Below are 23,416 nucleotides of genomic sequence, written 5' to 3'. Positions count from 1 at the left end.
TCAAGGCGCAGTGGGCGCCAGCGGCTTGAGCTTTCCGCGATTGAAATCCGGCACCGGGATCGGCGCATCGAGCATGGTCCATTGCGCGCCGACCAGCGCCAGCCAGCTCGTATAGGGATGCCAGTTGCCGTCCCGGCGCTGCTCCCACTGACAATCGAAGGCGCCGGGCGCCTCGCTGGTTTCCGCGCAGGTCACGGCGCGCAGATCACCGGCATCCACCTCCCCACTGCCATGATCCCGCAAGGCCTGCGAGAGTGCGTCCGGACTCGGTGCGGGCGACGCGACGGGCGCCTGTGCCGCCAGCGGGGCCGCGATCGGCAAGGCGAGCGCGACCAGCCCGGTCAGGACCGCCATGGCCGCGCCGCGCACGACGCCTGTTACTCCGCCGCCTTGGCCACGCCGACCAAAGCCGGGCGCAGCAGGCGATCCTTGATCATGTAGCCGGCCTGCATCTCCTGCACGATGGTGCCGGGCGCAGCCTCTGCCGAGGGCATCTCGATCATCGCCTGATGCTTGTTGGGATCGAGCGGCTCACCCACCGAGGTGAACTTCTCCACGCCGTGCTTGCGCAGCGCGCTCTCCATCTCTTTGCCGGTGGCATCGAGGCCCGCGATCAGGCCTTTCACCTTCTCGTCCGCGCGCAGCTCGGCCGGAATGGCCTCCAGCGCACGGCTGAGATTGTCTGCCACGGAGAGAATGTCGCGGGCGAAGGCGGTCGCGGCATAAGCGCGGGTATCGGCCAGTTCCTTCTCCAGCCGGCGACGGACATTCTGGGTATCCGCGACGGCGTAGAGCGTTTCCTGCTTGGCGTTGGCCAGCTCTTCCTCCAGCGCTGCGATACGCGCGGCGGCGATCTCCTCGCGGCTCAGCGTCTCGCCCGCGCCCTCGGCGATGTCAGCGGCCAGGGTCTCATTCTCATTGTTGGTCTGGTCAGTCATGTCTTCCGTCATTTCATCAATCTGCTGAGGGTCTGTGCGGTGAAGTCCACCATGGGGACGACGCGGGCATAGTTCAACCGGGTTGGGCCGATCACACCGACCACGCCGACCACCTGCCCGCCGGGTCCGCGATATGGCGCTGCTATGACCGAAGAGCCGCTCAGGGAAAAGAGCTTGTTCTCCGAGCCGATGAAGATCTTGGTCGCGGCGCCGGCGCGAGCGCTGTCCAGCAGGCGGGCGATCTCGCTCTTGCCCTCCAGCTCGTCCAGCAACTGGCGCACGCGCTCGAGATCAGCAGCGGATTGCTCGTCGAGCAGATTGGCTTGGCCGCGCACGATGAGCACGGGCCGGTCCTCGGTATCGCGACTCCACGCTGCCACGCCCCGCGCGACCAAATGGCGCGAAGCCTCATCAAGCGCCGTTTCCTCCGCTTCGATCTGTCCGCTGAGCCAGGCCTGCACCTCGCTCAGCGTGCGGCCGGTGGCGTGGGCGGAGAGATAATTGGCCGCTTCCACGAGCATCGATGGCGTCGTGCCCGGCGGCAGATCGACAATGCGGTTCTCGACGGTGCCATCCTGCCCGACCAGCACGGCCAGCGCCTGCCGGTCCGAAAGCCAGGCAAAACCGAACTGCTTGAGCAGCGTCTCGCGGCGCGGAACCATCACCAGCCCGGCGCAGGCAGACAGGCCCGAGAGCAGAGCCGAGGCGGCGTTGAGTGCTTCCTCGATCGGCCCTTCCCCGGTCAGCTGCCGCTCGATGGCGCGCTTCTCGTCCTCGGAGGGCTCGGCGACCTGCATCATGGCGTCCACGAACAGACGCAGGCCGGATTCGGTCGGCATCCGCCCCGCCGAGGTGTGCGGCGCAGCGAGCAACCCCGCTTCCTCGAGATCCTGCATCACATTGCGGATCGACGCCGGCGAGAGATTGAGCCCGCTCAACCGGCTGATCGTGCGCGAGCCGACCGGCGCCCCGGTGCCGATGTAGGATTCCACGACGACGCGAAAGATATCGCGCGCGCGATCGCTCAAAAGGTTGATGGGCGGGCCGGACATGCCCTGTATGTAGGACGGCGCGCGGCGCTGGCCAAGCGTCCTGTCTTCGGGCCTCTTTTCTTGATTTTAAGGTTGTTTCCGTCTCAGAGACATTCAACTCCGCACACAGGTTTTCCATGCAGCGCCGCCACATCCAATCGCATACTGCTCTTCGCGGGATCGCGGCTTTGCTCGTGGTCTTGTATCACCTGCAGTTCGGCGCCGACTTTCGGTTCAGCTGGGAGCAATCCACACCCTTTTTCACAAAGGGATATCTGTGGGTGGATCTCTTCTTCATCCTCTCGGGCTTCGTTATTGCCTATTCAACACAGGCTGAAACGCGTCACACATTCCCATGGCCGGAGGTAAAGCGTTTCTGGCGTGCGCGATTTGCGCGCATCTATCCGCTGCACCTCTTCTGCCTCCTTCTGATGGCCGGCATCCAAACGAGCATTCTGACTCTGAGTTCGATGGCCGGAAAGGACTATGGTGACCCCGACCTGTGGCGCGGGGACTCGTTGCTGAACTTCGTGGAGCAACTGTTCCTTCTGAATGCCTGGGGCCTCACCGGCCGGATCGGATGGAACATCCCGAGCTGGTCCATCAGCGCAGAAGCCTTTGCCTATCTGCTCTTCCCAGCCCTCGCCTTGTTTTTGGCGCGCGGCGGGAAATATTGTGTCGCGGCGCTCCTTGCCGGTTCCGCTGCATTCTATGCCTATGTCGCGCTGACGAGCGGGAACCTCGATATTGTCAAAGGCCTGGCCATCGCGCGCTGTCTGGCCGGCTTTTCCCTCGGCATGATCCTGTATTGGCAGAGATCAGCGTTCGATCATCTCTCTAGCGGCACCCTCGGACTGCTCCAGTTGATCGGCCTGGCGCTCATATCTGCGCCTCTGATCGCCGGGCTGAACGACGTGATCGCGATCCCCGGCTTCTTCCTTCTGGTCGCCGCAACATGGCCCGACCGTGGTGCGTTGCCGAGACTTCTGGCCCGACCGTTCTTTCAATGGCTGGGCGAAATCTCCTATTCCATTTACCTCACCCACGTCGTTCTGCTGGGGCCGTGGCGCCTGATTGTCCCACCCATCACGGAACGCCTGCACATAGGGGACGCAATGGCGCGCGTGATCCTGATTGGTGGCGGTGTCCCGATGATCCTGCTTGCCTCCACCCTCACCTTCGTCTTCATCGAGCAGCCCGCTCGCGCGGCGCTGAACCGGAAATCGGCGCATTCATCATGATCCGGTGCAGGCACGACCTTGCGCCTTGGTCCTGTGCTGATAAAGCCGGTCACCATCTTCCCAACCCGAAAGGCACTCAATCTATGCGCCCATCCGGCCGCGCCCCCGACGAAATGCGCACGATCGCCATGGAACCCGGCTTTACCGTCCATGCCGAAGGCAGCTGCCTCGTTTCCTTTGGCGATACGCGGGTGCTTTGCACGGCGAGCGTAGAAGAGCGGGTGCCGCCGTTTCTGCGTGGCAAGGGTGAAGGCTGGGTGACGGCGGAATATGGCATGCTCCCCCGCGCGACGCACACGCGTGGGTCGCGCGAGGCGGCCAAGGGCAAGCAGTCTGGCCGCACGCAGGAGATTCAGCGGCTGATCGGCCGCTCACTCCGGGCAGTGGTGGATTTGAAGGCACTCGGTGAGCGGCAGATCACGCTCGATTGCGACGTGATCCAGGCCGATGGCGGCACCCGCACCGCCAGCATCTCCGGCGCCTGGGTGGCGCTGCGGATCGCAATGGACAAGCTGCTCGCCAGCGGTGCGCTGACCACCGATCCGATCCAGGCGAAGGTGGCGGCGGTCTCCTGCGGCATCTATCTGGGCAATCCGGTGCTCGACCTCGATTATATCGAGGACAGCAATGCCCATGCCGACGCCAATTTCGTGCTGCTTTCCAACGGCAACATTGCCGAGGCGCAGGCGACGGCGGAAGGCGCGACCTATGACGAGGAAGCGCTGCTGCGCCTGCTGCGCCTTGCGCGCATCGGCTGCACCCAGATCTTCGCTGCGCAGGACCGCGCGACGGGGCGGTGAAGTCCTAACGCCCCCGTTCGTGTCGAGCGAAGTCGAGACACGGAAGGACTGTGCTTGACGTGTCTCGACTTCGCTCGACACGAACGGAAGGAGAGCGCTGAATGACCCGCAAACTGGAACCCGGCAAGCTCGTCATCGCGAGCCACAATGAAGGCAAGGTGCGTGAGATCAGCGCGCTGCTCGGGCCTTATGGCATGGCGCCGGTGTCTGCCGGATCGCTCGGCCTGCCCGAGCCGGAGGAGACCGGCACCACCTTCGCGCAAAACGCCGCACTCAAGGCGCTCGCCTCCGCCACCGCCTCCGGCCTGCCTGCGCTGGCCGATGACAGCGGCCTCGATGTGGCGGCGCTGGGTGGACGGCCCGGCGTCTACACCGCCGATTGGGCAGAGCGGCAATGGTTCGAGGGCGAGCCCGGGCGCGACTGGTATATGGCGATGGGCAAGGTGGAGGGGCTGCTCTGCGCGCAAGGCCCGCAGGTGGACCGCAGCGCGGCCTTCGTCTGCACGCTCTGCCTCGCCTGGCCGGATGGCGAGACCGTTTTATTCGAGGGTCGCGTCGCCGGCAGCCTTGTCTGGCCGCCGCGCGGCGCGCAGGGCTTTGGCTATGATCCGGTATTCCTGCCGATCGGGGCGACGCAGACCTTTGGCGAGATGTCCATCGAGGCCAAGCAAGCGGTCAGCCACCGCGCCCGCGCATTCGAGCAACTGGTCACTGCGCTGTTCTGAAAGGACGCCCCGCGCTCAGCGCCCCGCGTAATCGACCGACGCGCGGTGCCCGTAGACATTGCCCGCCGGATCGTAGCGGCACACCAGCACGTCCAGCGTCGCCGTGGGGTGGAGCGCGCAGCCGACGCGGCGCGTGCCGGCCCAGATGATCTGTGAATAATGGCCGACATCCGCCCAATTGCCGCTGCGCGAAATGTCCGGCACCGGCGCATCCAGGTAGAGCGCGCGCTCTTCCAGCCAGCTCTCCGCCATTTCCTCATAGGCATAGGCATCGCGGGTGCCGGCCCACAGATTCTCGCCATAGTTGCCCGCGCCGCCGGATTTGTGATGGGCCGCAATCGGGTCCGGCTCCTGCGCCAGCCGGGTAGCGCTCTGCGCCGCATCGGCCGCGAGTTCATCGCTCCACGCCAGCTTCGGCACGCCCCGCGCGGCGCGTTCGCCATTGTGAGCAGCCAACATGATATCGCGGAAGTGAGCCGCATCGCGCGGCATGGCAGCAGAAGGCGCATCGCCGGCCAGCACGGGCGCCGGCGTCAGGGTGCAGAGCGCGAGCAGGCCAATCGCCGCCCGCATACGCCGTCGCACCACTTCTCGCCCTTCGCCCGCGTCCATGTGCGTCCGCCGTTCCCCCTGCGGTTCCGGTGTGGAACCTAGCTCAGTATGAACGGTTGGGAAAACATTTTCTTCACCAACAAATTGCGTTAAATCATTGTTAATTAATATTTAACCACTGAACCGTGGCATATTCGCCATGGGCTGACTTTGGCGCGCAGTCCGCTATAGCGGCGGCCATGGCCTCTCCCGCGCCGCTTGCCCTCTATATCCACTGGCCGTTCTGCGTGGCCAAATGCCCCTATTGCGACTTCAACAGCCATGTCCGCGACACCGTGGATCAGGCCGCGTGGCGCGCCGCGCTGCTCGCCGATCTGGCCCATGAGGCCGCGCTGCTGCCGGGGCGGACGCTGGGCAGCATTTTCTTCGGCGGCGGCACGCCCTCGCTGATGCCGCCCGAGACGGTGGCCGCCCTGATCGATGCGGCGACCGGGCACTGGGCGGTCGCGGACGACATCGAGATTACCATGGAGGCCAATCCGAACAGCGCCGAGGCCGCGCGGTTCGCGCAGGTGGCCTCTGCCGGCGTCAACCGCCTCTCGCTGGGCCTGCAGGCACTGGACGATCATGCCTTGCGCTTTCTCGGGCGGGCGCACGGCGTGGACGAAGGCCTCAGAGCGCTGGCGGCAGCGCAGGCTTGCGTGCCGCGCGTCAGCCTCGACCTCATCTATGCGCGCCCCGGCCAGAGCGAGGCGGACTGGGAGCGCGAACTGGCCCGCGCGCTCAGCTTCGGCACCGATCATCTCTCGCTTTATCAACTGACCATCGAGCCCGGCACGCGGTTCGAAACCGACGTGCGCCGGGGCACGCTGGTGCCCGCCGATGCGGACCATGCCGCCACGCTGTTCGAGTTGACGCAGGCTATGACATTGGCGGCCCGCCGCCCGGCCTATGAAGTCTCCAACCATGCCGCGCCCGGGCAGGAGAGCCGGCACAATCTCGCCTACTGGCGCTACGCCGATTATGCCGGCGTCGGCCCCGGTGCGCATGGCCGGCGCGGCGGCATGGCCACCGTGCGTCATCGCAAGCCCGAGAACTGGATGGCGGCACTGGACCGCAATGGTCATGGCCTCGCCGAGGAGCGCGTGCTGCCCGCCGGCGAACAGGCGGCCGAAGCGCTGATGATGGGCCTACGCCTTGCCGAAGGCATCGATCTGGCCGCGCTCAGCCAGCGCACCGAGCTTGATCGTTCAGCATTGGTGGACAAGGACGCCATTGCGAGGTTGGCCGGCCATGGCTTGATCGAGCAAACCGGCGAGCGCCTACGCGTCACCCAGGCCGGAATGCTGCTGCTCGATGCCATTCTAGCGGAAATCGTGGTGGCAGGCTGAAGCGACCACGCCCCGCCTTCATTAACCATTCGACCATTTGGGTTAACTCGTGGATAATGGCCACAGTCCTTCCCACCCGATTCAGCTCATCTGAGGGAAGGCGTCAACTTCGTGGGGGAGTAGACATGGCCTTTCCAACCATTTCCAAAATCGCATCACGCCGGTCCGGCGTGATCATCGCTGCCTGTGCGCTGGCGCTGCAAGGGAGCGCTACACAGGCCCTGACAATCGCCAGTCTTAAGGGTCAGGGCCTCGATCACATCTATGGCAGCTACGCGCCGCGCGGCGATTGCAGCGGGGAGCCCCGCGTCACGATCGACGACAAGGGCATGACCTTCCGCGCCAATGGCCGCACCGTCACGCCGCCGCGCGTCGAATATGCAGTGAGCTTCATGGGCCCCAGCTATGAGGGGATCACGGCCGTGTTCATGCCGTTTCCGATCAGCGCCAGCGATTCCGGGCGCGTCTATATGTACGTCAACGATGACGAAAAGGCCGGGATCATCCGGTTCGAGGACAATCTGATGCGCGGGCAAAGACCTGACCCGTTTCATGCCGCCTTTACGGCAGGCGGATTGTTCATGCTCTGCAAGGGCAGCGCGGCCGTCGGCACGCCCGCCCCGACGCCGCCCCGACCAGCGGTAGCACCGGCCGCCGCCGTGCAGGGCATCCCGGCGGAATGGACGAACCTCGCCAGCCTCGTGGGCAAATATCCGGGCAGCTACGCCAAAGATAATATCGATCTGCTGGATCGCGGCGCCGTCGCGACGGCGCTCAAGTCCCGGCTAGGGCCGAAGATGGACGTGCTGCGGACCAATCTCTCGGTCGTCACCCCGCTCAAGCGCGTCGGGAATTATTATTATCTCTCCGGCAACGCCCAGCACAAGGGCGGCGAGGAGCAGGCCTATATCATGATCGACCCGGCCCGACGGGCGGTGCAGGTGGGCCTGTGGCAACGCGGCAAGCTGACCGTTTACGCCCCCGAGACCGGCGCGCGGCTGCCCGTCGCGCCCGAGATCAAGACCCTGCTCGATAACAGTCCGCCCGAGACGGCGGTGGCCCTGCCCGGCACGCCGTGGGAAGTCGTGCCCGTCGCCGGGCGCGCGCCCATGGCCTATGTCAGCGCTGCAGCATCCCCCAACATCGAAGCCCTCAGCCTCTACTGCGAGGGCGGGAAGCCCTATATGGCGATGCTGCTCAACAAGCCGACCGCCGGCAACGCCTTGACGATGACCTGGAATTTCGCCGGCCGTCTGGTCAACATTCCCGTCCAGCGTGGCAGCGCCGACGGCACCCACTGGATCGGCGGCATCACCGGCACACCTTTGGTGCCGCTGCTGACCCAGCAGAAAGGAACGGCGATGCTGCGGATCAACGGCAGGCTGGAGGGCGAGGCATCGCTCAGCAATGCGACGATGGCGCTGCGCACGGCCTTGCGAGGCTGCGTCAAGATCTGATCCGTCAGAGGCGGATGAGCTCGCAGGCCATCACTCCCGCCACTTCCCCCGCCCGGCTTTTACCGACGCGCGCTTGGTCTTGCCCTCGACACGGCGCAGCTGCGAGGCTTTGGTGGGCTTGGTCGGCTTGCGTTTCTTGGGCACGATGGTGGCCTGTGCGATCAGATCGCACAGCCGCTGGCGCACCTCGCGGCGGTTCTCGAACTGCGAGCGCGAGCCCTCGCTGCGCAGGATGAGCACGCCCTCCCCGGTCATCCGCGCGCCGGCCAGCACGGCAAGGCGCGTCTTGACCGCCTCCGGCAGGGAGGGCGAGCCGGCGACATCGAAGCGCAATATGACCGCGCTATCAGTGGTGTTCACATGCTGACCGCCGGCCCCGGACGCACGCGTGGCGCTCTCGAGAAGCTCGTCCTCATCGATGCTGATCGATCGCGTGATCTGGATGCGCGGCATGGCCCCTCATCGCCCGGCGCGGGGCACTGTCGCAAGAGCCAATCGCTGCCGGGCGTGACGATCAGTTTCCGGTGGCCGGCGCGCTGGGAGACAGCAGCGGCGCCTCACTCGGCACCGAAGGCGCGGACGCGGCGGGAGGCGGGGCCGGATTCGTGGACGCGGGCTGCGATGTGGTGCGTGCAGGCGCGGATCTGGCCGGCGGCGGTGAAGCCTGCCGCTCGCTCCGCGCTGCGGGCGCAGGTGCGGCTGTCGCGGCGCGTGGCTGCGCCTGTGTTTGGCTTGGGACCGGGCGCGTAGCAGGACTGGACGCCGGAGCAACCGCCGACGCCGGCGGCGCGGCGGCTTCAGGCAGAGGACTGGCAGGCGCAGTGCTGTTCGACGCGGCCTCGGGCACCACGCTCTCCACCGCAGCGGCGGGCTCGCTGGCGGGACCGAAGGCGCCCAGCCGCTCGCCGAGCATGAGCGCCCCCGCCGCAAACAACGCCAGCGCGATCAGCCCGACCAGGCCCATTGCGGCGATCCACACCGTCCCCATCCGGCGGACGTGGCGGGCGGAGGTCGTCGCCGCGTCGCTCAGCTCGCCGGACAGCGAAACCTCGGTCCAATCCGTCATTGCACGCCGCATCGCTCCGGCCAGCGGGACCGTGAGCGCGAGACCGACGAGCGCCGCCAGCAGCGCCATCATCATGCCGCCAAAGAAGGTCAGCGCCACCTGCGACAAGGCATCCGGCCCGAGACTGTCCCGTGCGAGCAGACTGAGGCAAAGGCCGCCGGCATTCAACAGAACCAGCATCGTCAGCGCCCAGCGATAGAGCGCGGAGGTCTCCTCCACCAAGCGCGTCATGCCGGTGCCCAGCCGCTCCACGCCACGGCGCCCGACGTCCCGGCCCAGCGCCCGCATCTCCTCCGCTTCGCTCACGCCTGTCTGCCCGATCGGCTCCATGGCTGCTTCCCCGTTTCGTTAACCGCCCGATAATCCAGCGCCTGAAGACCATGCGGCGGCCCGATCCGCAAGAGCCAAGAGGCTGGCGCGGGGGACAAGCGACACCTAAATGGCAGGCATGTACGATTTTTCTCCCGCGACGGGCAGCGACAAGCCCGCTCTTTATGCCGATCTCCTCGCTGCGGCGCGCGCGCTGACCGAGGGCGAGCCGGACGCCATCGCCAATATGGCGAATGTCGCGGCGCTGATCTGGCAATATGTCCCGGACCTCAACTGGGCTGGCTTCTACCGGCTGGTGGATGATGTGCTGGTGCTCGGCCCGTTTCAGGGCAAGCCTGCCTGCATCCGCATCGCGCCGGGCAGCGGCGTGTGCGGTACGGCTGCGGCGACCCGGCAGGTCCAGCGCGTCGAGGATGTCCACGCCTTCCCTGGCCACATCGCCTGCGATGCCGCCTCCGCATCGGAACTGGTCGTGCCGGTGATCCACGAAGGCGCGCTGATCGGCGTGCTCGATCTCGACAGTCCCCGCCCCGCCCGCTTCGACGAGGCCGACGCCGCCGGGCTGGACGCGCTCTGCGCAGCAATCGCCCCCGCTCTGGCAGGCTGACGCAGGGGCCTTTCGGCTGATCCACTTTGGGACGCGCGACGGGGCGAGCGGACTCGCCAAGCCGGTAAGGCATTGATAGCCTCCCCTTATCGCTCGCACCAAGGCGCATGGCCGCAAGGCGCAACATCGCGGCCACACGCCCCGAGCGAACTGGAACCGGGGGGCTTTCCAGCAGGGGTCCGGCAGCTTTCGAGCGGCCGGACCCTTAGCGTTTCGGGGTGGGGGGTGTGCACGAGGCGCTCTTGCACAAAGAGCGGCTTTTCGAGTTTTTAGCTCGAAAGCGGACGTTCCGGGCGCGACGACATTGCGGATCTCCCGTCCGTTCGTCCTGAGGAGCTGCTGAGCTTGTCGAAAGCGGCGTATCGAAGGACCAGCCTATGCGCTGCGATGCTTCGATACGGCTCTTCGATACGCGCCTGCGGCGCCACTCAGACCCTACTCAGCACGAACGGGGATGTTTGGCAAAGACCACTCCCCACGACTTTCCAGCCGCAGGCTCAGCCTTACCTGCTCTCAAGTGCGGAACTCATAGCGCACGACCGCCCGCGCGCACGACACCCCCCGTTCAGACCGACGCAGGCCGATTATTTGAGAACCCGCCCCTCATGGTCGCGAGTCAGGCTCTGTTCCGGGCGGGCGGCATTCGGGGTGTCGGACTGGCCTGCCGGCAGCACCAGCCGCTCCCAGCCGGCGCGACCGAGCTTTTCCATTGGCTGATAGCGGACCTTGTAATTCATCCGGTCCGAGCCTTCGACCCAGTAGCCGAGGTACACATAAGGCAGGCCGGCGCGTTGGGCGCGCAGGATGTGATCGACGATGATGTAGCTGCCGAGGCCATTGCGGCCTTCCAGCTCCGGCTCGAAGAAGCTGTAGATCATCGACAGCCCATCGCCCTGCTTGTCCGTCAGGCAGGCGCCGATCAGCCGACCGGGGCGGCCGTCTTCGCCCGGCTCGCGATATTCGATGAGATAGGTCTCGACCGGCGTCTGCTCGACCATGTCGGCGAAGTCGATCTCGTCCATCTCGGTCATGCCGCCAGTCGGGTGGCGGGCGGCGAGATAGCGCTGGAGCAGCGAGAACTGCTCGTCGGTGGACCAAGGCTTGCACGCCCGCACCACCAGATCGCTATTGCGGCGCACGAGGCGGCGTTGCGTGGCGTTGGGCTTGAATTCGTTCGCCACGATCCGCACCGAGACGCAGGCCGTGCAATCCGCGCAGCTCGGGCGATAGGCGACGTTCTGGCTGCGGCGGAAGCCGATGCGGCCCAGCGCGTCGTTGAGCTCGGACGCGTGCTCGCCGGTCAGTTCGGTAAACACCTTCCGCTCCGTGCGCCCAGGCAGATAGGGGCACGGTCCGGCATTGGTCATGAAGAACCGCGGAAAGCGGAAAGCAGCGCTCACATCAACTCCCAGCGGCCCGGCAAAGGCCCGTGATTCAATGGCTCAGGAGACTATGCCTCTATCCCCCCAGTGTGAAAAGAGCATTTACCACGGATTTTTCTGTGCCCGATGGGGCAGACTTCGCGCTGCGCGACAATCACGAGCCTTGCTTCTCGCGCCATCCTGATCGATAGTAAGGTAACGAATAATGGAGAGCCCGCCATGGTGATGCTGACCGATGCCGAACAAGCCATGCTGGACGGAGAGTCCGGCGCCGCGACGCAAAAGGCCATGGAACTGCTGATCCGCTATGCCGATGCGCTCGGCGCGGAGCGCTTCGTTGAGACCAACAACGTTGCCGGCGTGCCTGGCTCCGCCCCGCAATGGGTGAAGGATTATTATGCGGCAGACGGCGGCGATTACCGCGCCGTCTTCTCCCGCTTCGATCTCGACAGCGACGAAGTGGTGGACGTGCCGCGCATGAACGCCTTTTCGTGCCATCTGCAGGGCGGCATGGACCCCACCCTCTGGCAGGAACAGGGCATGACGACGGAGGCGCACGATAATTTCGTCTCTGACGAGGCGGAAGTCGCCGCCCACGGCATCCAGATCCTCAAGACCTGCACGCCCTATCTCGCCGGGAATGTGCCGGTGATGGGCGAGCATTGCGCGTGGATGGAATCGAGCGCGGTAGTGTTCGCCAACTCCGTCATTGGCGCGCGGACCAATTGCGAGGGACGCGAATCCACCAGCGCCGCGATGCTGGCCAAGCGCATTCCCGACTGGGGCTTCCATCGCGACGACTTCCGCAAGGGCCAGCACAGCGTGGACGTGCAAGTGCCGGTCGACAGCATCTTCGAATGGGGGATGCTCGGTTATTTCGTCGGCGATGCGGTGCAGGACACGATCCCCGTCATCACCGGGGACATCAGCGAGGCGAGCCTCATCCGCCACAAGCATTTCGGCGCGGCGGCGGCCTCGTCCGGCGGCGTCGAGATGTATCACATGGTCGGCATCACCCCCGAGGCGCCGAGCGTGGAGACGGCCTTCGGCGGAGCAGCCAAGGGCGAGCGCTTCGTCTATGACGCGGCGGCGCGGCGGCGCATCTATGAGACGCTGAACAGCGTCGGCTCCAGCGAGGATGTCGATTATGTCATGCTCGGCTGCCCGCATTATTCCATCGAGCAGATCGCCCAGGTCTGCGCGCTGATCGAAGGGCGCAAGGTGAGCGCCAACAGCGCCTTGTGGGTGTTCACCAGCCGCGCGGTGAAGGCGACGGCGGACGCCAACGGCTATACCAAGATCCTGCGCGATGCCGGCGCCTACCTCATGACCGACACCTGCTCGGCGATCAGCCAGGCGGTGCCCAAGGGCACGAAGGTCGCGGCGCTCGATAGCGCCAAGCAGGTACATTATCTGCCGGCAATGATGGGCATTGAGGGCTGGTATGGCACCACCGCCGACTGCGTGGACGCGGCCTGTACCGGCAAGTGGAAAGGAGCCCTGGCATGAGCGACGTTCTGGACAAGCCCCGCCTCATCATCCGCGGTCGCTCTGTCGTGCCCGGCGTCGCCGAGGGCGAGGCGCTGGTGACGCGCGAGACGATCTCCGGCTGGGGCGGCGTCAACCCGATGAGCGGCACGGTGATCGAGAGCCGCCATGAGCTGAAGGGCCAGAGCTTTGCAGGCAAGGTGCTGGTCTTCCCCGGCGCCAAGGGCTCCTCGGGCTGGTCGAGCATCTTCCACATGTCCAAGCTGCGCGGCGCCTCGCCGGTGGCGATGGTCTTCAACATCATGACCACCAAGGCCGCGCTCGGCGCCGTGGTGATGCGCACGCCGACGGTCACCGAGTGCGACCAGGACCCGCTCGACGCCATCCGCACCGGCGACTGGGTGCGGGTGGATGGCGATGCCGGGACGATTATGGTTTGGGATCGCAAGCCGGGGTAAACGGCGTGTGCGGATCGGCCTTCCCTTGATCCTCATCCTTCGTCATTCCCGCGAACGCGGGAATCCAGCTTCGACACTGCCTCATAGCGCAAGCGCTGACCTGGATTCCCGCGTTCGCGGGAATGACGAAGAGGAACCGGGCGTGAAGTTATCCGCGCAGGCTTCGGCTCGCTACCTCACCGCCGCGCCATGATGCTCTGCGCCACGGCCTCGGCGACCTTGATGCCGTCCATCGCCGCCGAGAGGATGCCGCCGGCATAGCCCGCCCCCTCGCCGGCGGGGAACAGGCGGGCGACGTTGAGGCTCTGATAATCCTTGCCGCGGGTGATGCGGATTGGCGAGGAGGTGCGCGTTTCCACGCCAGTCATCACCACATCGGGATGATCGTAGCGCGCGATCTGGCGGCCGAAGGCGGGGATCGCCTCATGGAAGGATTCCAGCACGAAATCCGGCAAACACGATGATAGGTCCGTCATCGTCACGCCCGGCTTGTAGGAGGGGGTGATGCTGCCCAGCTCTGTGGAGGCGCGTCCGGCCAGGAAATCCCCCACCGTCTGCCCCGGCGCGCAATAATTGGAGCCGCCCGCGACGAAGGCCAGCGACTCCCAGTGGCGCTGGAGCGCGATGCCCGCCAGCGGGCCATCGGGATAATCGCGCGCGGGATCGATGCCGACCACAAGGCCCGAATTGGCATTGAACTCGGCGCGGGAATATTGGCTCATGCCATTGGTGACGACGCGCCCTTCTTCGGAGGTCGCCGCGACCACTCGGCCGCCGGGGCACATGCAGAAGCTGTAGACAGTGCGCCCGTTGGCGCAGTGATGGCTGAGGCTATAGGCCGCCGCGCCGAGCACCGGATGCTTGGCGTAACGCCCGTAGCGCGCCTCATCCACCCAGGCCTGCGGATGCTCGATGCGCACGCCGATGGAGAAGGGCTTGGGCTCGATGAACACGCCGCGCTCGTGCAGCATCTCGAAGGTCGGCCGGGCGCTGTGGCCGACAGCGAGGACGACATGATCGGTCTCCAGAAAGCTGCCATCGTGCAGATGCAACCCGCGCAGGGCCATGTTGCCGTCCGGGCTGCGATCCAGCTCCAGCCCGTCCACCCGCGTCTGCCAGCGATATTCGCCGCCAAGCCCCTCGATGGTGCGGCGCATGCTCTCCACCATGGTGACGAGGCGGAAGGTGCCGATGTGCGGATGCGCCTCGGTGAGAATATCCTCCGGCGCGCCGGCGCGGACGAACTCCTCCAGCACCTTGCGGCCGAGGAAGCGCGGGTCTTTCACGCGGCAATAGAGCTTGCCATCCGAGAAGGTGCCCGCCCCGCCCTCGCCGAACTGGACATTGCTATCCGGGTTCAATTGCGAGCGGCGCCACAGGCCCCAGGTATCCTTGGTCCGCTCCCGCACCACCTTGCCGCGATCCACGATGATCGGGCGGAAGCCCATCTGCGCGAGGATCAGCCCCGCGAACAGACCGCACGGCCCGGCGCCGATGACGACCGGGCGCAGGCCGGACCAGCCCTCCGGCGCGCGGGCGACGAAGCGATAGTCCGTATCCGGCCGCGGGCGCACATCCTTGTCGCCCGCGAACCGCGCCAGGACGGCGGCTTCGTCGCGCAGGGCGACATCCACGGAATAGACGAGCAGGATCGCACTCTTGCGCCGCGCATCATTGCCGCGCCGCACGACCTCATGGCTGAGCAGATCGGTCTGCGGAATGCCCAGGCGCGCGGCAATGGCGGGCGCGAGCGCATCGTCCGGGTGATCGAGAGGCAGGGTGAGACCGGTCAGGCGGATCATCGCGCCGCCCTAGCGCGTGTGAGGCGGAAGGGGAATGGGGGTGATGGGTGCGAACCTGCTTGTTCCAAGCGCCGGAATTTTATTGAAAACAAGTTAGCTAGGCCGCCTAGGCAGGCCCCAAGGCTGACCGACCAGCTGCTTTCAGGCAACGTCTAAAGGATTCAATTGGCGAGTTTTGGGTGCTCAGCGAACCGGCGACGTTTAAGTTGTATCTGCACGCATCGGCAATTCACGCACGAACTATAATACAGCAGCGCAAGCCGCCACGACCGTTAAAACCACATAAAAGCACACAATAATTGTCCAATAGATGAGCGGCTGATCTCGCCGCGTTATAAACAAGACTGGTCCGTCTTCGTCAAAGGTTTTGATCGTGCCTGTCCGAAACATCTGAAATGCGCGCAAGCCAGCGAATAGCAACAATAGGAAAATGCCAGCTTGAAGGATCGAAATCACTCTACCAATCTTTCTAGAGGAATGCCGGTTATCAGCGATTTTATGGCCGCTACAAGAAGGACCACGGTCACGTCCAGGCAGGCAGCTACCGCGATGGCTTAAAGTGTTACGATATTCAAAATTTTTCTATCCCGTCTAGAACGGAATAGCACTATCCCTCGCTTCGTTTAGACGCTCCGTTGTCCTCGGATCGATCTCCAAAAGCTTGTCGATCTCCTCTGCGATCTGCTCTGCCGTCCGATTCTTACGCGGAAGCGCTTGATGCTTTCCGATAAAGCCGGTCGGGTCCTCGTCCATCTTGAATGAGATCACCTTGGTGCCGCGGCCGAGCGCAAAACCCACCTCCTGCTGGCACCACGTTGAGTCTTTAAATCCGCGAGTGTGAACTGCAATCAGCGCATCCATGGTTTGCAATCCGCGTTCGATTTCATCTTGCCATGCCAAGGTGGGATGAATGTCTTCGTGCGCAACGAAGCCGGCGATTTCATACGAAGCCAAGGCCTTTTTCAGCCGGGTCGCAATCAACTTGTCTTTTGAGATATGCGAAATGAACAGGCGAAATGCTTTTGTTCCCTGCCAGTTCATCGGCGGCTTGACCGCCTCAAACTTCCCCGCTGGAACAAGATCAAGCTCCTGCGCCACACGCAGCAAATCGTTCTCGGGAACATGCGATAAAACGGCCTTCGCATAGACGCGTTTGCTATTAACGCCGCCCCAAGTTTCCACACTTGCAGTCGAAATATTCAACGCTGCAAAAAAGGCGTCGATATCAGTGAAGGTATACCGGCGCTGCAGTTCAGTACCGACCTTCTCTAACAACTCCATCCGCTCAGCTGCCCGCATGGCTTGCTCTTATTCGACATTGAGACCAGCGAAAACACCAATAATGCACTAGACCGCATAGACAGAGCGGGCGTACAGCCGAGCGGCCCCTCACTCCCCCTTCAACACCCCCGCAACGATCGGCCCAACCCGTCCCACAATCCTCTCCACGCCTTGCGGGTTGGGGTGGATGCCGTCGGGAAGCATGAGGGTGCGGTTGCCGACCACGCCATCGAGGAAGAAGGGGTAGAGCGGGGCGTCGTATTTCTTCGCGAGATCGGTGAAGATCGGATCGAAGGCCTTGGCGTAGTCGGCGCCCATATTGGGGGCGGAGACCATGCCGGTGAGCATGATGGGGATGCCGCGCTTTTGCAGCTCGGCGAGGATCGCATCGAGATTGGCGCGGGTTTCCTTGGGCTCCAGGCCGCGCAGCATATCGTTGCCGCCGAGGCCGACGATCACGAGATCCGGCTTGCGCTCCAGCCCATCCAGCGTGAAGGCGAGGCGCTGGCGGCCGGCTGCGGTGGTATCGCCCGAGACGCCGGCATTGACCACCTGCGCGGGCACGCCCTGCCCCTCCAGCGCGCGCTCCAGCACCGGGGCAAAGCCCTCGCGTGGCCCAAGATTGTAACCAGCGTAGAGACTATCCCCGAAGACCACGACCAGCTTGCGGTCCGCGGCCGGGGCGCTGCTGGCGTTAGTGGCATTTGCCGTATTGGAGAGGGCTGCGGCGGCGTTATTGCCGGCACTGGCATCCCCCTGAGTGTCAGGAGTTTGTGGAGAACAGGCGAGCAGTGCTTGGACAAGCAGCAGTGAGACACCATAACGAGTAAACGTCTTTGCCACGCGAGGCCCTTTCCGCATGCATGCACCCATCGATGCCTCCCATATCGCGATCCGCGCCCGCAATGTCACCCTCTCGCTCGGCACGGGCGAGGCGAAGGTGGACATCCTCAAGGGCGTGGACCTGGACATAATGCGCGGGGAGAGCATTGCGATCCTCGGCGCATCGGGATCGGGCAAGTCCTCGCTGATGGCGGTGCTCTCTGGTCTGGAGCAGGCGAGCAGCGGCAGCGTGAGCGTGGCGGGCACGGATTTCAACACGCTGGATGAGGACGGGCTGGCGCGGGCGCGGCGCGGCCAGATCGGCATCGTGTTGCAGGCCTTCCACCTGCTGCCGACGATGACGGCAGTAGAGAATGTCGCGGTGCCGCTGGAGCTGGCGGGGCTTGAGGACGCCTTTGCGCGCGCGCGTGCGGAGCTGACGGCGGTGGGTCTCGGGCATCGCATCGACCATTATCCCGCGCAGCTTTCCGGCGGGGAGCAGCAGCGCGTGGCGATTGCACGCGCGGTGGCGCCGGGACCGCAGATCATTTTTGCCGATGAGCCGACGGGCAATCTGGACGGGCACACGGGCGCGGCGATTATCGACCTGCTCTTCACCCGCCAGCAGGCGAGCGGCGCGACGCTGATCATCATCACCCACGACCCCGATCTGGCCCAGCGCTGCGACCGCATCGTCGAGATGCGCGACGGGCTGATCGTGGAGGGCGCGCCCGCATGACGACGCGCATGAGGGCTTTGGGCCTGCGGGCAAGCTGGTCCATTGCCCGGCGCGACCTGAATGCGGGCCTGCGGGGGCTGCGGTTGCTGTTCGTCTGCCTGTTCCTGGGCGTGGCGACGCTGGCGGCAATCGGCAGCCTGACGACATCCATCACCAGCGAGATTTCCGCGCGGGGGCAGACGATCCTGGGCGGCGATATCGAGGCGCGGATGAGCCAGCGCGAGGCAAGCGAGGCTGAGAAGCAGACGCTGCGCGCGCTGGGGACGATGAGCGAGACAATCCGGTTGCGGGCCATGGCGAATGCTGTGGGGGCCGACGATACGGATGGCCCGGCGGCGGTGCTGACCGAACTCAAGGGCGTCGATGGCGCCTATCCGCTCTATGGCAAGCTGCTGCTGCGCGAAGGGACTTATGCCCCGCTTGCCGCCGACCGCATCATGATCGGCGAGGCGCTGGCGGAGCGCTTGCAGGTGCGGCCCGGCGGCGCGCTGCGCTATGGTACCGCGACCTTCACCATCGCCGGCATCATCGCCGACGAGCCGGACCGGGTGGGCGAAGGCTTTACGCTCGGGCCGGTCGCCATCGTCTCGTTAGAAGGTCTGCGGCGCACCGGGCTGATCCAGCCGGGCAGCCTCTATGAGAGCAAATATCGCGTGCGCGTGGCGCCGGGCACCGATGTCGAGGCGCTGCGCAAGCGGCTGGAGGACGAGCAGGCCGAGGCGGGCTGGTCGTTCCGCGACCGGGAGAATGCGGCGCCGGGCACCAGTCGCTTCATTGAGCGCATGGGGCAGTTCCTCTCGCTCATCGGCCTCACGGCGCTGGTGATCGCGGGCATCGGGGTGAGCAATGGCGTCTCCTCCTATCTCGCGATCAAGCGCGGGGGCATCGCGACCTTCAAGGTGCTGGGGGCAACCTCGGCGGATATCGAGCGCATCTACCTCATGCAGATCGGCACCGTGGCGGCGATTGCCATTGCCTGCGGGCTGATCGTGGGCGCGCTGCTGCCGCCGGCGCTGATTGCCGTGCTGGGCGATGTGCTGCCGGTGCAGCCGGGCTTCCGCATCCATCCGCTGCCGCTCATCACCAGCGCGGCTTATGGCCTGCTGATCGCCTATATCTTCACCCTCCCGCCGCTGGACCGCGCGCGGACGCTGCCGGTCGCCGCGATCCTGCGCGCGCATGTCGAGCCGCGCAGCCGGCTGGACCGGCGCAGCGTCGCGGGCGTGGTGCTGGGCGTGCTGGCGGTACTGGCGATTGCGCTCGGCACGGCGCGCGAGCCCTTGTTCTCGGCTGCAGTGCTGGGGGCGACGGCGGCGGTGCTCGGCCTGCTGCTGCTGCTTGGCTGGGGGATCAGCGCGATCGCCCGGCGGGTGCCTCGCCCGCGTCGGCCGCTCTGGCGCCTCGCCATCGCCAATCTCTATCGCCCCGGCGCGCAGACGTCCGCGCTGGTGATCGCGCTCGGCCTTGCCCTCACGCTGTTCGTCACGCTGGCCGGCGTGCAGACCAGCCTCACTGCCGAGATCGACCGGACGGTGCCCAAGAAGGCGCCCAACCAGTTCGTGCTCGATATCCCGTCCGATCAGGAAGCGCGCTTCCGGCAGATCGTAGCGAAAGAGGCGCCGGCGGCGGAGCTGAACGTCGTGCCGGCGCTGCGCGGGCGCATCGTGGCTTATGCCGGGCAGCGCGTCGCCGACATGGAGGAACTGCCCGAGGGCGCCTGGTTCCTGCGCGGCGAGCGCGGCGTGACCTATAGCGCGACCCTGCCGGAAGGGAGCGATCTGGTCGCAGGGCAATGGTGGGCGCCCGATTATGCCGGGGCGCCGCTCATCTCGCTGGACGAGGAAGCCGCGAAGACGCTCAACCTCAAGATCGGCGACAGCATGACGGTGAGCGTGCTCGGCCGCGAGATCGAGGCCAAAATCGCCTCGCTGCGCAAGGTGAACTGGGACAGCATGGGGTTCAACTACGTCATGGTCTTCTCGCCCAGCGCCTTGGCGAGTGCACCGCACAGCCTCACCGCCACCATTACCATGGACGAGGCGCAAGGCGCGGGCGTGACGCGCGCGCTGCTCGCTGCTTTCCCCGGCGTCTCGGTCATCGCGGTGGCCGAAGTGGTCGAGCAGATCAGCGGGCTGCTCGAGCAGATGTCCGGCGCCATCGTGGCGGCGGCCTCCATCGCTATCTTCGCGGGCGTCGCCGTGCTGATCGGCGCCATCGCTGCCTCGCGGCAAGCGCGCAGCTATGACAGCGTGATCCTCAAGACGCTGGGCGCGACGCGATGGCAGATCCTCGGCACGCAGGCGATGGAATATGCGCTGCTCGCTGCCACGCTGGCGCTGGTCTCGCTGGCGCTGGGCATGGGCGCGGCCTGGTACGTGATCGTGCAGGTCTTCGAGTTCGGCTGGGCGCCGGACTGGGGCGTGGTGCTGGCGACACTGGCGGGCGGCGCGATCATCACGCTAGGCATCGGGCTGGCGGGATCGATCCCACTGATGTCGCTGCGGCCCTCGCGGGCCCTGCGGGAATTGTAAGGGTAGAAATTTGTCCACAGCTTATGTGCACTTGTAGACATAAGTCCGCTTTACAGGCGCCTAGGGTCCCTCTTATGGTTAATGCATCTCAGAAGCATGACCATTTAACGGATCATCAAACGGCCGATGAAGCATTCCTTGAGCCATTTGACAGGTCTTTTTGCGCTCTACGGCCTGCCGCGGCCATGGGCGATAGCAAAGCAGCTTTCGAGGCAATTCGCCTCGCTGGCTGAGCTGGTCCACGCTCCACCGGACGTCCTCAAATTGCGGGGCGCTTCGGAGGCGCAGATACGCGCGATCAAGGACTTTCGGAGCCTTCATCTCAGCGTGCTGGCATCCGAAGCGTTGAAGACCACGCAGCCCCTCGATGTCGAAAAGTTGAAGCGTCACCTTGCTGCGGAAATCGGGCATTGCCGGATCGAGCACTTCCATGTGGTCTATCTGAGCCAGCTCAAACACGTCATCGAGAGCCGTACTCATTGGTCCGGGGGATATGACAGCACCCCGGTCTATGTCCGCGAAATCGTCATGACCGCGATCATCCTCGGGGCGGCGCACATCATTCTTGCCCACAACCACCCCTCCGGCATCGCCGAACCCAGCAAGGCCGACCGGATCATGACGGACCAAATCTGCAAAGCGGCGCGCCCCTTGGACATTCAAGTCGCAGACCACTGGGTTTTTGCCGGTCAGGCCGTCTTCAGCTTCGCCGAACACGGCCTGTTGTAGCGGGCGGGGTTGCGGCAATGGCTCGCAGGCCTGGCACGGCTGAAGGAAGCGACTTCAGGCCATGTCGGCTGGCAGAACCTGCTGGGGATGCAGTCAGTCCACTTTGATGCTCTGTGGCCCACAGCAATATCTCAGAAAAGGCATGGGCAGTGAACAAAGTGATCGCTATGATCGGCTTATGGAAAGCCCAGAAGACCGTGTGGACTATGACCGCCAGCCTCCAGAGGAGGGCATTCCGAAAGATCGAAGTCGTTGGCTGCTGTTAATCAAAGAAATGCGGGCCGCCCATAGTTGCGGCATTTATGAAGCCGAGTGCCGGGCTTTGCAGCAGCCTGCCTGGAAACGATGGGTCGCGCGCCAAATCAATCATGACGCCGAATGTGCAAAAATGGCGCGCAGCCATATTCGCTATAACGGCGACAAAGCTCTGATCGCGGAAGACAATGGAAAGCTGATCGTCCGCAATGGCGTGGGTTCCAAATAGGCCCCCTTTTGCTCTCACTCCGTTGAAGAGCAGCATTGATTTCCAGCCCAGTCCAACCCTCTCCTGTTCCAGGAGAGGGCTGACGGACCAGCTCAGAACAGCTGATCGAACGCCGTTTCCAGCCGCTTGAGGCTGGCGGGCACGTCCTTGAGCTTGTCGAGGCCGAAGAGGCCGATGCGGAAGCTGCGATAATCCGGGCCTTCATCCACCATCAGTGGCACGCCGCCGGCGACCTGCAGGCCGAGCGCGGCGAAGGGCTTGCCGGTCTGCATCGCGGCATCCTCCGTGAACACCACGACCACGCCCGGCGCGGCAAAGCCATCGGCGGCGACCGACCGCACGCCGCGCTCCGCCAGCATCGCCCGCACGGCATTGCCCTGCTCCCATTGCGCGGCGCGCAGCGTCTCGAAGCCGATTTGCTTGGTTTCCATCATCGCCTTGTGGAAGGTGCGCAGGGCATCGGTGGGCATGGTGGCATGATAGGCATGGCCGCCGTTCAGATAGGCTTCCATGATGCTGTTCCACTTGGCGAGATCGATCGCGAAGCTGGTCGACTGGCGGGCGCGGCAGCGCTCCAGCGCGGCGGCGTTCATCATCACCAGCCCGGCCGACGGCGGCGCGGACCAGCCCTTTTGCGGGGCGGAAATGAGGATGTCGACGCCGGTCGCGACCATGTCCACCCAGATGCAGCCCGATGCGATGCAATCGAGCACGAAGAGGCCGCCGACCTCATGCACCGCGTCCGCGACGGCGCGAATATAATCGTCCGGCAGGATCATGCCCGACGCGGTCTCGACATGCGGGGCGAAGACGACGGCGGGCCGCTCGGCACGGATGGTGGCGACGACCTCGTCGGCAGGCGCGGGCGCGAAAGGCTGGTCCGCGCCGCCATTGCCGATGCGGCGGGCCTTCATGACCGTTTCCGACGCGGGGATCGATCCCGCCTCGAAAATCTGCGTCCAGCGATAGGAGAAGAAGCCGTTACGGATGACCATCACCTTTTCGCCGGTGGCGAATTGGCGGGCGACCGCCTCCATCGCATAGGTGCCGCCGCCGGGGACGACCACCGCGCGCTCGGCGTTGTAGACTTCGCACAAGGTGGCGTGGATATCGCGCATCACGCCCTGGAAAGCCTGGCTCATATGATTGAGCGAGCGATCCGTGAAGACCACCGAATATTCGAGCAGGCCATCGGGATCGATATCGGGGCGCAGGGCGGGCATAGATGGTTCTCCTTGCTTCAGGCAGCGCATCCTGATGCTGCCCGTTCGTGCGACGGCGCTGACTCGATGCCGTGCAATCGCCGCTGGCCGCGCATAGCGGGGCATGGTGCGGGATGCCAGTTGATCCTTCGCATCACCGCTCGGTGCTTGGATGAAGCGAAAGATGCAGATCGCGCTTGACGACGTCCACAGGGATCGGCATGACGCTGTTAATGCGATTCATTGTCATTAGCAGATGATGCAACCGCAACGCCTTCACCCGCGCGAACCCCTCTTCGCGCGGCGCGGACGTTCCCGGCCTGCAGGTGCAGCGGGCCGGGAACGTCCTTCCACCGGCGA

23 protein-coding genes are annotated in these 23,416 nt (G+C 65.1%); 12 read left to right on the top strand and 11 right to left on the bottom strand.

All coding sequences use genetic code 11. The features are described from left to right. The 3 genes from M2333_RS16360 to hrcA are packed head-to-tail and all read right to left on the bottom strand — an operon-like array spanning position 1 to position 1,990. A complete protein-coding gene (locus tag M2333_RS16360; RefSeq protein WP_264612461.1) occupies positions 1-354 on the bottom strand; it encodes a hypothetical protein in 354 nt (117 codons plus the stop codon). A gap of 23 nt (positions 355-377) precedes the next feature. Next, positions 378-938 (bottom strand): nucleotide exchange factor GrpE, encoded by a 561-nt coding sequence (grpE, locus tag M2333_RS16355; RefSeq protein ID WP_413715579.1) that lies wholly within the window; start codon positions 936-938, stop codon positions 378-380. A gap of 8 nt (positions 939-946) precedes the next feature. Beyond that, the gene (gene hrcA, locus M2333_RS16350) at positions 947-1,990 is read right to left on the bottom strand and encodes a heat-inducible transcriptional repressor HrcA (protein ID WP_264572305.1); all 1,044 of its coding nucleotides are present in this window, start codon (positions 1,988-1,990) and stop codon (positions 947-949) included. A 116-nt stretch (positions 1,991-2,106) separates the two neighbouring features. Between hrcA and M2333_RS16345 the strand changes: the two genes are divergently transcribed. The 3 genes from M2333_RS16345 to rdgB all read left to right on the top strand — a co-directional run bounded on the left by M2333_RS16345 (position 2,107) and on the right by rdgB (position 4,735). Beyond that, positions 2,107-3,210: an acyltransferase family protein gene (locus M2333_RS16345; RefSeq protein WP_264612460.1), complete on the top strand. Its 1,104-nt coding sequence runs from the start codon at positions 2,107-2,109 to the stop codon at positions 3,208-3,210. A gap of 83 nt (positions 3,211-3,293) precedes the next feature. Then, positions 3,294-4,010 (top strand): ribonuclease PH, encoded by a 717-nt coding sequence (gene rph / locus M2333_RS16340; protein ID WP_264612459.1) that lies wholly within the window; start codon positions 3,294-3,296, stop codon positions 4,008-4,010. A gap of 101 nt (positions 4,011-4,111) precedes the next feature. Further along, entirely contained in the window at positions 4,112-4,735 is a 624-nt protein-coding gene (gene rdgB / locus M2333_RS16335) for an RdgB/HAM1 family non-canonical purine NTP pyrophosphatase (RefSeq protein WP_264612458.1), read from the top strand. A 15-nt stretch (positions 4,736-4,750) separates the two neighbouring features. Here rdgB and M2333_RS16330 read toward each other — a convergent pair whose 3' ends face one another. Further along, on the bottom strand, positions 4,751-5,347 hold the full coding sequence (locus M2333_RS16330; RefSeq protein ID WP_264612457.1) for a CAP domain-containing protein: 597 nt from the start codon (positions 5,345-5,347) through the stop codon (positions 4,751-4,753). Between the two features lie 179 nt (positions 5,348-5,526). Between M2333_RS16330 and hemW the strand changes: the two genes are divergently transcribed. Both hemW and M2333_RS16320 read left to right on the top strand, forming a co-directional pair. Beyond that, positions 5,527-6,678, top strand: a complete 1,152-nt coding sequence (hemW, locus tag M2333_RS16325) for a radical SAM family heme chaperone HemW (protein WP_264612456.1) — start codon at positions 5,527-5,529, stop codon at positions 6,676-6,678. 125 nt (positions 6,679-6,803) lie between these two features. Further along, positions 6,804-8,135 carry a hypothetical protein gene (locus M2333_RS16320; protein ID WP_264612455.1) on the top strand — a complete coding sequence of 444 codons (1,332 nt, stop codon included), beginning with the start codon at positions 6,804-6,806 and terminating at the stop codon, positions 8,133-8,135. A gap of 30 nt (positions 8,136-8,165) precedes the next feature. Here M2333_RS16320 and arfB read toward each other — a convergent pair whose 3' ends face one another. Both arfB and M2333_RS16310 read right to left on the bottom strand, forming a co-directional pair. Beyond that, positions 8,166-8,588 carry an alternative ribosome rescue aminoacyl-tRNA hydrolase ArfB gene (arfB, locus tag M2333_RS16315; RefSeq protein WP_264612454.1) on the bottom strand — a complete coding sequence of 141 codons (423 nt, stop codon included), beginning with the start codon at positions 8,586-8,588 and terminating at the stop codon, positions 8,166-8,168. 61 nt (positions 8,589-8,649) lie between these two features. Then, positions 8,650-9,531 (bottom strand): hypothetical protein, encoded by an 882-nt coding sequence (locus M2333_RS16310; protein ID WP_264612453.1) that lies wholly within the window; start codon positions 9,529-9,531, stop codon positions 8,650-8,652. A gap of 118 nt (positions 9,532-9,649) precedes the next feature. Between M2333_RS16310 and M2333_RS16305 the strand changes: the two genes are divergently transcribed. Beyond that, the gene (locus tag M2333_RS16305) at positions 9,650-10,138 is read left to right on the top strand and encodes a GAF domain-containing protein (protein WP_264592497.1); all 489 of its coding nucleotides are present in this window, start codon (positions 9,650-9,652) and stop codon (positions 10,136-10,138) included. A gap of 584 nt (positions 10,139-10,722) precedes the next feature. Here M2333_RS16305 and M2333_RS16300 read toward each other — a convergent pair. Beyond that, on the bottom strand, positions 10,723-11,538 hold the full coding sequence (locus M2333_RS16300) for an arginyltransferase (RefSeq protein WP_264571292.1): 816 nt from the start codon (positions 11,536-11,538) through the stop codon (positions 10,723-10,725). 201 nt (positions 11,539-11,739) lie between these two features. On the opposite strand from M2333_RS16300, the gene M2333_RS16295 reads away from it, so the two are divergent. Further along, positions 11,740-13,029, top strand: a complete 1,290-nt coding sequence (locus M2333_RS16295; protein ID WP_264612452.1) for an aconitase X catalytic domain-containing protein — start codon at positions 11,740-11,742, stop codon at positions 13,027-13,029. After that, the gene (locus tag M2333_RS16290; RefSeq protein WP_264612451.1) at positions 13,026-13,466 is read left to right on the top strand and encodes an aconitase X swivel domain-containing protein; all 441 of its coding nucleotides are present in this window, start codon (positions 13,026-13,028) and stop codon (positions 13,464-13,466) included. The genes M2333_RS16295 and M2333_RS16290 overlap by 4 nt, the downstream gene beginning before the upstream one ends. 176 nt (positions 13,467-13,642) lie before the next feature. Here M2333_RS16290 and M2333_RS16285 read toward each other — a convergent pair whose 3' ends face one another. From M2333_RS16285 to M2333_RS16275, 3 genes are all read right to left on the bottom strand, one after another. Then, positions 13,643-15,268: an NAD(P)/FAD-dependent oxidoreductase gene (locus M2333_RS16285; RefSeq protein ID WP_264612450.1), complete on the bottom strand. Its 1,626-nt coding sequence runs from the start codon at positions 15,266-15,268 to the stop codon at positions 13,643-13,645. Between the two features lie 591 nt (positions 15,269-15,859). Then, a complete protein-coding gene (locus tag M2333_RS16280; protein ID WP_264587860.1) occupies positions 15,860-16,567 on the bottom strand; it encodes a toll/interleukin-1 receptor domain-containing protein in 708 nt (235 codons plus the stop codon). A gap of 90 nt (positions 16,568-16,657) precedes the next feature. Then, positions 16,658-17,410, bottom strand: a complete 753-nt coding sequence (locus M2333_RS16275) for an arylesterase (RefSeq protein WP_264612449.1) — start codon at positions 17,408-17,410, stop codon at positions 16,658-16,660. Between M2333_RS16275 and M2333_RS16270 the strand changes: the two genes are divergently transcribed. The 4 genes from M2333_RS16270 (at position 17,409) to M2333_RS16255 (ending at position 21,854) form a co-directional block, all read left to right on the top strand. Continuing rightward, positions 17,409-18,110 carry an ABC transporter ATP-binding protein gene (locus tag M2333_RS16270; protein WP_264612448.1) on the top strand — a complete coding sequence of 234 codons (702 nt, stop codon included), beginning with the start codon at positions 17,409-17,411 and terminating at the stop codon, positions 18,108-18,110. The genes M2333_RS16275 and M2333_RS16270 overlap by 2 nt on opposite strands. Before the next feature lie 8 nt (positions 18,111-18,118). After that, complete coding sequence (locus tag M2333_RS16265) at positions 18,119-20,641, top strand: ABC transporter permease (RefSeq protein ID WP_264612651.1); 2,523 nt, start codon at positions 18,119-18,121, stop codon at positions 20,639-20,641. A 138-nt stretch (positions 20,642-20,779) separates the two neighbouring features. Then, positions 20,780-21,370, top strand: a complete 591-nt coding sequence (locus M2333_RS16260) for a JAB domain-containing protein (protein ID WP_264612447.1) — start codon at positions 20,780-20,782, stop codon at positions 21,368-21,370. A gap of 142 nt (positions 21,371-21,512) precedes the next feature. Continuing rightward, the gene (locus tag M2333_RS16255; RefSeq protein ID WP_264587864.1) at positions 21,513-21,854 is read left to right on the top strand and encodes a hypothetical protein; all 342 of its coding nucleotides are present in this window, start codon (positions 21,513-21,515) and stop codon (positions 21,852-21,854) included. 92 nt (positions 21,855-21,946) lie between these two features. On the opposite strand, the gene M2333_RS16250 is transcribed toward M2333_RS16255, so the two are convergent. Further along, a complete protein-coding gene (locus M2333_RS16250) occupies positions 21,947-23,077 on the bottom strand; it encodes an aminotransferase class V-fold PLP-dependent enzyme (RefSeq protein ID WP_264612446.1) in 1,131 nt (376 codons plus the stop codon). Positions 23,078-23,416: the final 339 nt, after the last annotated feature.

It is taken from the genome of Sphingobium sp. B11D3B, from assembly GCF_025961735.1.
In the GTDB taxonomy this organism is placed as follows: domain Bacteria; phylum Pseudomonadota; class Alphaproteobacteria; order Sphingomonadales; family Sphingomonadaceae; genus Sphingobium.
Note: the sequence above shows the minus strand (reverse complement) of the source record. Positions and strands in the feature narration are given on the sequence as shown.

Excerpts from the sequence above, each read along its gene's own strand:
- M2333_RS16360 (WP_264612461.1), bottom strand. The coding sequence starts at position 354 with ATGGCGGTCCTGACCGGGCTGGTCGCGCTCGCCTTGCCGATCGCGGCC.
- grpE (WP_413715579.1), bottom strand. The coding sequence starts at position 938 with ATGACTGACCAGACCAACAATGAGAATGAGACCCTGGCCGCTGACATC.
- hrcA (WP_264572305.1), bottom strand. The coding sequence starts at position 1,990 with ATGTCCGGCCCGCCCATCAACCTTTTGAGCGATCGCGCGCGCGATATC.
- M2333_RS16345 (WP_264612460.1), top strand. The coding sequence starts at position 2,107 with ATGCAGCGCCGCCACATCCAATCGCATACTGCTCTTCGCGGGATCGCG.
- rph (WP_264612459.1), top strand. The coding sequence starts at position 3,294 with ATGCGCCCATCCGGCCGCGCCCCCGACGAAATGCGCACGATCGCCATG.
- rdgB (WP_264612458.1), top strand. The coding sequence starts at position 4,112 with ATGACCCGCAAACTGGAACCCGGCAAGCTCGTCATCGCGAGCCACAAT.
- M2333_RS16330 (WP_264612457.1), bottom strand. The coding sequence starts at position 5,347 with ATGGACGCGGGCGAAGGGCGAGAAGTGGTGCGACGGCGTATGCGGGCG.
- hemW (WP_264612456.1), top strand. The coding sequence starts at position 5,527 with ATGGCCTCTCCCGCGCCGCTTGCCCTCTATATCCACTGGCCGTTCTGC.
- M2333_RS16320 (WP_264612455.1), top strand. The coding sequence starts at position 6,804 with ATGGCCTTTCCAACCATTTCCAAAATCGCATCACGCCGGTCCGGCGTG.
- arfB (WP_264612454.1), bottom strand. The coding sequence starts at position 8,588 with ATGCCGCGCATCCAGATCACGCGATCGATCAGCATCGATGAGGACGAG.
- M2333_RS16310 (WP_264612453.1), bottom strand. The coding sequence starts at position 9,531 with ATGGAGCCGATCGGGCAGACAGGCGTGAGCGAAGCGGAGGAGATGCGG.
- M2333_RS16305 (WP_264592497.1), top strand. The coding sequence starts at position 9,650 with ATGTACGATTTTTCTCCCGCGACGGGCAGCGACAAGCCCGCTCTTTAT.
- M2333_RS16295 (WP_264612452.1), top strand. The coding sequence starts at position 11,740 with ATGGTGATGCTGACCGATGCCGAACAAGCCATGCTGGACGGAGAGTCC.
- M2333_RS16290 (WP_264612451.1), top strand. The coding sequence starts at position 13,026 with ATGAGCGACGTTCTGGACAAGCCCCGCCTCATCATCCGCGGTCGCTCT.
- M2333_RS16285 (WP_264612450.1), bottom strand. The coding sequence starts at position 15,268 with ATGATCCGCCTGACCGGTCTCACCCTGCCTCTCGATCACCCGGACGAT.
- M2333_RS16280 (WP_264587860.1), bottom strand. The coding sequence starts at position 16,567 with ATGCGGGCAGCTGAGCGGATGGAGTTGTTAGAGAAGGTCGGTACTGAA.
- M2333_RS16270 (WP_264612448.1), top strand. The coding sequence starts at position 17,409 with ATGCATGCACCCATCGATGCCTCCCATATCGCGATCCGCGCCCGCAAT.
- M2333_RS16275 (WP_264612449.1), bottom strand. The coding sequence starts at position 17,410 with ATGCGGAAAGGGCCTCGCGTGGCAAAGACGTTTACTCGTTATGGTGTC.
- M2333_RS16265 (WP_264612651.1), top strand. The coding sequence starts at position 18,119 with ATGAGGGCTTTGGGCCTGCGGGCAAGCTGGTCCATTGCCCGGCGCGAC.
- M2333_RS16255 (WP_264587864.1), top strand. The coding sequence starts at position 21,513 with ATGGGCAGTGAACAAAGTGATCGCTATGATCGGCTTATGGAAAGCCCA.
- M2333_RS16250 (WP_264612446.1), bottom strand. The coding sequence starts at position 23,077 with ATGCCCGCCCTGCGCCCCGATATCGATCCCGATGGCCTGCTCGAATAT.